4 protein-coding genes are annotated in these 6,290 nt (G+C 58.5%); all 4 read left to right on the forward strand.

All coding sequences use genetic code 11. The features are described from left to right. The first annotated feature begins 9 nt into the window (after nucleotides 1-9). The 4 genes from CR159_RS20285 (at nucleotide 10) to CR159_RS20300 (ending at nucleotide 5,926) form a co-directional block, all read left to right on the forward strand. Nucleotides 10-849, forward strand: coding sequence for a glycosyltransferase family 2 protein (locus CR159_RS20285; RefSeq protein ID WP_102075764.1), 840 nt, complete (start codon nucleotides 10-12; stop codon nucleotides 847-849). A gap of 66 nt (nucleotides 850-915) precedes the next feature. After that, entirely contained in the window at nucleotides 916-2,298 is a 1,383-nt protein-coding gene (locus CR159_RS20290) for an undecaprenyl-phosphate glucose phosphotransferase (protein WP_102075765.1), read from the forward strand. A gap of 21 nt (nucleotides 2,299-2,319) precedes the next feature. Further along, nucleotides 2,320-3,267, forward strand: a complete 948-nt coding sequence (locus CR159_RS20295) for a glycosyltransferase family 2 protein (protein WP_233208430.1) — start codon at nucleotides 2,320-2,322, stop codon at nucleotides 3,265-3,267. A gap of 103 nt (nucleotides 3,268-3,370) precedes the next feature. Then, entirely contained in the window at nucleotides 3,371-5,926 is a 2,556-nt protein-coding gene (locus CR159_RS20300; protein WP_102075766.1) for an autotransporter domain-containing protein, read from the forward strand. Nucleotides 5,927-6,290: the final 364 nt, after the last annotated feature.

Below are 6,290 nucleotides of genomic sequence, written 5' to 3' on the forward strand. Positions count from 1 at the left end.
AGGTGAAAAATGCAACAGCCGCTGGTTGAAATCCTGATGGCGACCTATAACGGTGCCTATTATTTGGCGGCTCAAATCGACTCCATAGTGGGTCAAAGCTACCCAAACTGGAAGCTTATCATTCACGATGATGGTTCCGATGACGGAACTATTGAGCTTGCAGCCAGCTATGCCTCCAGGTTGCCGGGGCATATCGTTATTTTGAGCGACAGCGTTATTTGCGGCGGTGCTAAGGCCAATTTCGCGCATCTCATGGCGCATGCCACCGCAGACTACATTATGTTAGCCGACCAGGACGACGTGTGGCTGCCCAATAAAATTCAAGATTCCATGCGTTCTCTATTGGAACAGGAGACCTTGTGCGGCATAGATACACCGTTGGCCGTTTTCACCGACCTCGCCGTGGTCGACGAACACCTGAACGTCGTCGCGCCGTCGTTCTGGGCGTTCCAGAACATTCAGCCAGATCGACTGACCCATTCGATTCAGAACCTTGCGGTACGCAATTGCATCACCGGCTGTACGCTGCTTATGAACAAGTCGGCACTTCGGGCTTGCCGTCCAGTGTTGCCGGTCGCTGTCATGCATGATTGGTGGTGCGGTCTGAAAGTGCTGCAGGCCAAAGGGAAGTTGATACCCCTGCATGAGGCCACGGTGCAATATCGGCAGCATTCGGGCAATGTCGTCGGGGCGAGGCGCTGGGGCTGGGCGGGTATTTTGCACAAGATAGTGCAATATCGCCAGTATCGTGGCCAGTTGATGGCCAACTACATGATGGCTAGGCACTTTCTGCCTGACTTCAACGTATTTTCGTTCTTTATCAGGAAGATCATGTTGGCGATCCGATAATTGGCAGCTACCTTTATAGCGTCGCGGCCAGCTACAATCTTCAGTTCCCATGCCTGAATCGCCGAAATGAAGCCCACCTCGCATTCCACCCCTCTGCTGGCTGAACGCTATCCGCTTGCGTTCCTGGCGGCCGTGATGGAATTCATATTGATTGTGGCCGGAAGCTACATCGCCCATCATTTACGGTTCGGCGATTGGTACATGCTCGAGCACTACCTGGCCGCCACGTTCATCATCGCCCTCATGGTGGTCCTCTGCCAGATTTTGCTGGGCAATTATTCATCATGGCGGGGCAAGCACTTTTTCTGGCAACTGGGGCGTGTCTATAGTGCCTGGCTGCTGGCGCTTGCCATGGTTACCAGCCTGGCCGTTTTTCTCAAGGTTTCAGAAACCTACTCGCGCATCTGGCTGGTCAGCACCCTGGCGGCCGCCATCCTGCTGATCACGCTGTTTCGTTTTCTCATCTATCTTTTATTGCGCCACATCCGCAGCCGCGGGCGTAATCTTAAACGGGCATTGATCGTGGAGGCCGGCACCTCGGCGTCCAATCTTCGTGACAAGCAAGGTGATCTGCCGGAGTCTGGATACGAAGTGATCAAGACACTGCAGCTTGAACGCGGCCAGGCATGGCTCGACCGCTTGGTGGCCGATGTGGTGACGACCGGGGCGCACGAGGTGTGGCTGTGCCTGCCTTTGCACGAAGGCGAGTCCATCAAGACCATTCTGTATGCATTGCGTCACCAGACGGTGGACATTCGCTACCTTCCCGACCTGGGCGACTTGCCGCTGCTGAACCACCGTGTCAGCGAAATTGCGGGGCTTTATGCACTGGACATCAGTCGCAGCCCCATGGAAGGGCCGGCTCGCTTGATCAAGCGGCTGGAGGACTTGGTGCTGGGGGTGGTCATCTCGGTCGTGGTGGTTCCCGTGTGTGTGGTGATCGCCATCGCCATCAAATGCACCTCCACGGGTCCCGTGATCTTCAAGCAGTACCGTACCGGCATCAATGGCCGCCGGTTCAAGGTCTATAAATTCAGGTCCATGGAAGTGCATGAAGAAGGGACCAATGTGATCACCCAGGCACACTATGGCGACCCGCGCATTACACCGCTGGGTGCATTCCTGCGCCGCACCAGCCTGGACGAGCTTCCGCAGTTCTATAACGTGTTGCAGGGCCGGATGTCGATCGTCGGCCCGCGCCCGCACGCGCTGTCGCACAACGAGTATTACAAGGACCAGGTCGAGTCGTATATGCAGCGGCACAAGGTGAAGCCTGGCATTACCGGCTGGGCTCAGGTGAACGGCTTTCGCGGCGAAACCGATACGCTCGAGAAAATGGAGAAGCGGGTCGAACATGATCTTTGGTATATCAATAACTGGTCCCTGACGCTGGACCTGAAGATCATTTTCCAGACGGTCTATAAAGGCTTTTTCAATGGACAGCCGTGATTGGCTTGCCGGGAAGGTAGAATGAAGCACGATAAGGTGCTGCGCGCCGCGATTATTGTGCCGACCTATAACGGTGGAACGGTATGGAAGGCATGCGCCGGCGCTATTAGGCAAGCTTGCACGGTAATGCCGCAAGTGTCGGGCGTGCAGGTAGTTGACTCTTCGTCGATTGACGATACCGTTATCGTGGCGCGCGCCAGCGGTTTTGCGGTACAGATGATAGATCCGCGGGATTTCGACCATGCCGGAACGCGCAACCGGGCTTGTGACGCGCTGGACGAAAGCACCGACATCGTCATCTTCCTGACCCAGGATGCCATCTTGGCAGGTAGTGATTCCTTGACGGCCTTGATCCGGGCATTTGATGATCCCAATGTGGCCGTGGCTTACGGACGCCAACTGCCCCATGCCGATGCCAACCCTATCGCCGCTCACGCGCGCTCGTTCAATTACCGCGAGCGCAGCTATGTCAGCGACCGTAACAGTGGGCATGCCATGGGACTGAAGGCGGTATTTACCTCGAATTCCTTTGCCGCCTACCGGCTGTCTGTGTTCAAAGACCTGAGCGGGTTCCCCGAGAAAAGCATACTGAGCGAAGACATGTATTTCGCGGCCAAGGCCGTGATGGCGGGGCATAAGGTCGCCTATGTGGCGGATGCAACGGTCATGCATTCGCATAACTACACGCCGCTGGAAGAATTCCGGCGCTACTTCGATATTGGCGTTTTTCACCACGACGAAGCATGGATCGCCAAGGAATTTGGCGGAGCCGGGGGCGAGGGTAAGCGCTTTCTGATCTCCGAATTTCGCTATTTATTGGCGCGTGCGCCGGCTTGGATACCGCGTGCGTGCGTACATAACTTCTTCAAGATCCTGGGGTATAAGCTGGGCAAGAGTTATACAAAGCTACCGCTGCGGCTGCGGAGTGGTTTCAGCATGCATAGGAAGTATTGGGATAACCGCCAGTAGCGCTAAACCACAATCGACATAGGGTTACCGGTTGCGTCCGAATCTTTTCGTTACATAATCCGGTTTGTCACATTCGTGACATATTCATCAACCGGAGAACGCTATGAAGATTCAGAATGTTCCGCTGTTGTCGTTGGATGTCTGTAGTAGCAAGCAATTCAGTATCACGTGGTGGGCCGCCGTCGGCGGTGGCGTGAAAAAGATGGCGGCGGTGGCCTTCCTGTCCGGAGTCTTGTGGTCACCCCCTTCGTCAGCGCAGGAATGGATACGCGATGAGGCGCAATGGGGTTCTCCCGATGCGCCTTTTCTTTTATCCAACAGCACCCTTTATATCGATGGCAGCTTCGAATCCGCGCGGGAAGTGCAGATCGGTGACCGGGTGGCGGCGATTCATGTCAATGAAAACGCGGCCCTGCACCTGAGCGGCCTGGTTTCCAGCTTTGACGGTTCAAAGGCCGGCCTGGAAAAGTGGGGAACGGGCAGCTTGACCTTGTCCGGATCCAATACCTTCCAAGGCAACACCTTGCTGCGCGAAGGTACGCTGCATATTGTGGGCAGCAACGCCTTGGGCGTGCGCACCAATGCCTTGATGCCTTATCAGGGCAGTGTGGTCAGCTATGCGCCTGGCGCCAGGCTGTTCAACCAAATGCATCTGCAGGGCGAGAATACTGCGGCGCCCGACGGCTCGATCGACCCGGCCTCATGGGCCTTGGCCGACAGCGTGCAATGGCGCGTAGACTCCGGCGTGGCGGTGCAGGCGGGCAATATGGGAGGGTCGATTCCGGTCGTCAAACAGGGCGCGGGCACCTTGCGTTTCACCGGCATCGCAAGCTTTCCGTCCTTTGTGACGGTCAATGAGGGCGCGCTGGAGGTGGACTGGCATTTGGCCGGCACTGTGCGCGTCAACAAGGATGCGCGCCTGGAGGGCGGCGGCACGGTCCGCCAGGCCATTATCCACGACGGAGGCGTGTTGTCGCCCGGTAGCGGCGCGGGCCATACGGCGGCGTTCACGGTAACGGAAAGGTTGGAATTCCAGCCGGGGGCGATTTTTGAGGTCGACGCAACGGCGGCGGGCCTGGCCGATTCGGTGCTGGTGGCGGGTAAGGCCTTGCTGGACGGCCATGTCAAGACGCGTGCCGGCGACGGTGATTGGCAGCCCAGTACCAGTTATTCACTGATCCAAGCGATCGGCGGTTTTGAAGGAACGCGCTTTGCGACGGTGGCGACGAACCTGCCTTTCCTGACACCGACGCTAAGCTACGACGACACTACGGTGCGGCTACGGCTGGATCGCAACGGCACGCCGTTGGAGGAAGGCGGCGAAACGCCGACCGAAGGTGAGGTTGGCGAGGTAATCGACGAGGATGTGCCGGCGACGCCGCCGGTCGTACCGCCGCCGGTTACGCCACCGCCGGTCGTTCCTGTACCCGTTGACCCGGTGCCAGTTGTTCCAGATCCAATCGTTCCTCCAACTCCAACTCCAACTCCAACTGTCCCTGTGCCAGTCGAACCGACACCCAGTACGCCGGCACCGGCTGAGCCGCCGCCGGCTGTTCCGGAGACGGTGGTACCGGATTCTCCGGATCACACTGAGGCGCCTCCCACCACTGAGGTGGCCGTCGAAGAAGCCGCGCCCGAACCCCCAAAAAAAGACAATCAGGAACTGCATGATCAGATTGTGGTGATGGACAAACCCCAGGCCAGTACCGCGTTGAATCAACTATCGGGCAGCTGGACGGCTTCGGTGCGTTCAGGGCTATTGGAGGACAGCCGCTTTCTACGCGAGGCAGTGTTGCAGAATGCGGGCACATCCCCGTCCTGGTCGCATGTTTTCTATTCATCGGCAGACCGTGCCTCGGAAGGCGGTACGCCGGCCGACGAGCGCGATATTGGCGGGCTGGTGCTGGGTATGCAAAGGCCGATAGGCGCGGCCATGAAGCTGGGCGGCTTCCTTGGCGTGCAACAGAGCCACAGCTGGCGGCGCCATGCCATGGCCGACGCCAAGGTGCAAAGCATGCATGCCGGCCTGGATGTGGCCACGCGTCTGTGGAACATGGATGTGACGCTAGGCTTGGCGCGCTCCTGGCACAAGATTCGCAGTCACAGGACGATTGCGGTCGCGGGATTGCACGATGCGCTGTCAGGCAATTATCACGGGCGTACGATGCAGTTGTTTGGCGAAATCATTGCGCCGATGCGGTGGCTGGCCAAGGCGCTGAGCTCGCCGGCATCAACGGTGAGCCCGTTCTTGCAGATGGCGTGGGTGCAGGCACGCACCGATGGTTTTGTCGAATCCGGTGGCGCGGCGGCAACCCGGGTACTGCCCGCCCGTCAGTCGCTGCTGTTGTCGACGCTGGGTTTGCGGGCAGCACATAGGTGGGAGACGCCAGCTGGCTCGGCGCAATGGCAGGGTCAGCTCGCATGGCATCATGCTGGGGGCGACGTTCGCGCGTTCAGCCACCAGTATTTCCGCGACAGTGCGCGCCATACCGTTTTTATGTCGGAGGGGCTGCCCGTGGCGCGGCGGGCCTGGTCGCTCGATCTTGCCATGCAGGCAGACTTGACCAAGACGACAAGCCTGGGCGTTGCCTATGCGGGCCGCTATTCGCGCGGCCGACAGGACCACGGCGCACGCGCCACGGTGCGTTGGGTGTTCTAGGCCGCGTGCCGGCAATGTAACGATGTGTTCGAATCTGGGCCTGGCGCGTGAGCGCCGGGCCGGGCGTGTTGCGCTACATCCGCATTTTCCCTTGGTTTGAGGCCTAGTGCTTGCGACTTAAACTTTCTATCTCTATTATCGAATCCTCAAGGATGATCGCCTTTATTGATTAGGTTGCGGCTGGCGTGTGTGCCGGGACAACAGGGTGAGCAATGGTAAAGATCATAGTGTTAGAGCGAATGGCACTTACTTAGGCCGCTGCGGGCGCCCGTAGCGAATGATGTCGTCGCGCGCGAGGTCACGCGGCTTCTTCAGCCATGGGTAGGATTTTGGCCTTCGTTTTCGCTGTCGCGGCTCGATGCGG

Source organism: Pollutimonas subterranea (genome assembly GCF_002849655.1).
Lineage (GTDB): Bacteria > Pseudomonadota > Gammaproteobacteria > Burkholderiales > Burkholderiaceae_B > Pollutimonas > Pollutimonas subterranea.

What these genes read in the sequence shown, in the direction of transcription:
- CR159_RS20285 (WP_102075764.1), top strand. Translation starts at nt 10, where the DNA reads ATGCAACAGCCGCTGGTTGAAATCCTGATGGCGACCTATAACGGTGCC.
- CR159_RS20295 (WP_233208430.1), top strand. Translation starts at nt 2,320, where the DNA reads ATGAAGCACGATAAGGTGCTGCGCGCCGCGATTATTGTGCCGACCTAT.
- CR159_RS20290 (WP_102075765.1), top strand. Translation starts at nt 916, where the DNA reads ATGAAGCCCACCTCGCATTCCACCCCTCTGCTGGCTGAACGCTATCCG.
- CR159_RS20300 (WP_102075766.1), top strand. Translation starts at nt 3,371, where the DNA reads ATGAAGATTCAGAATGTTCCGCTGTTGTCGTTGGATGTCTGTAGTAGC.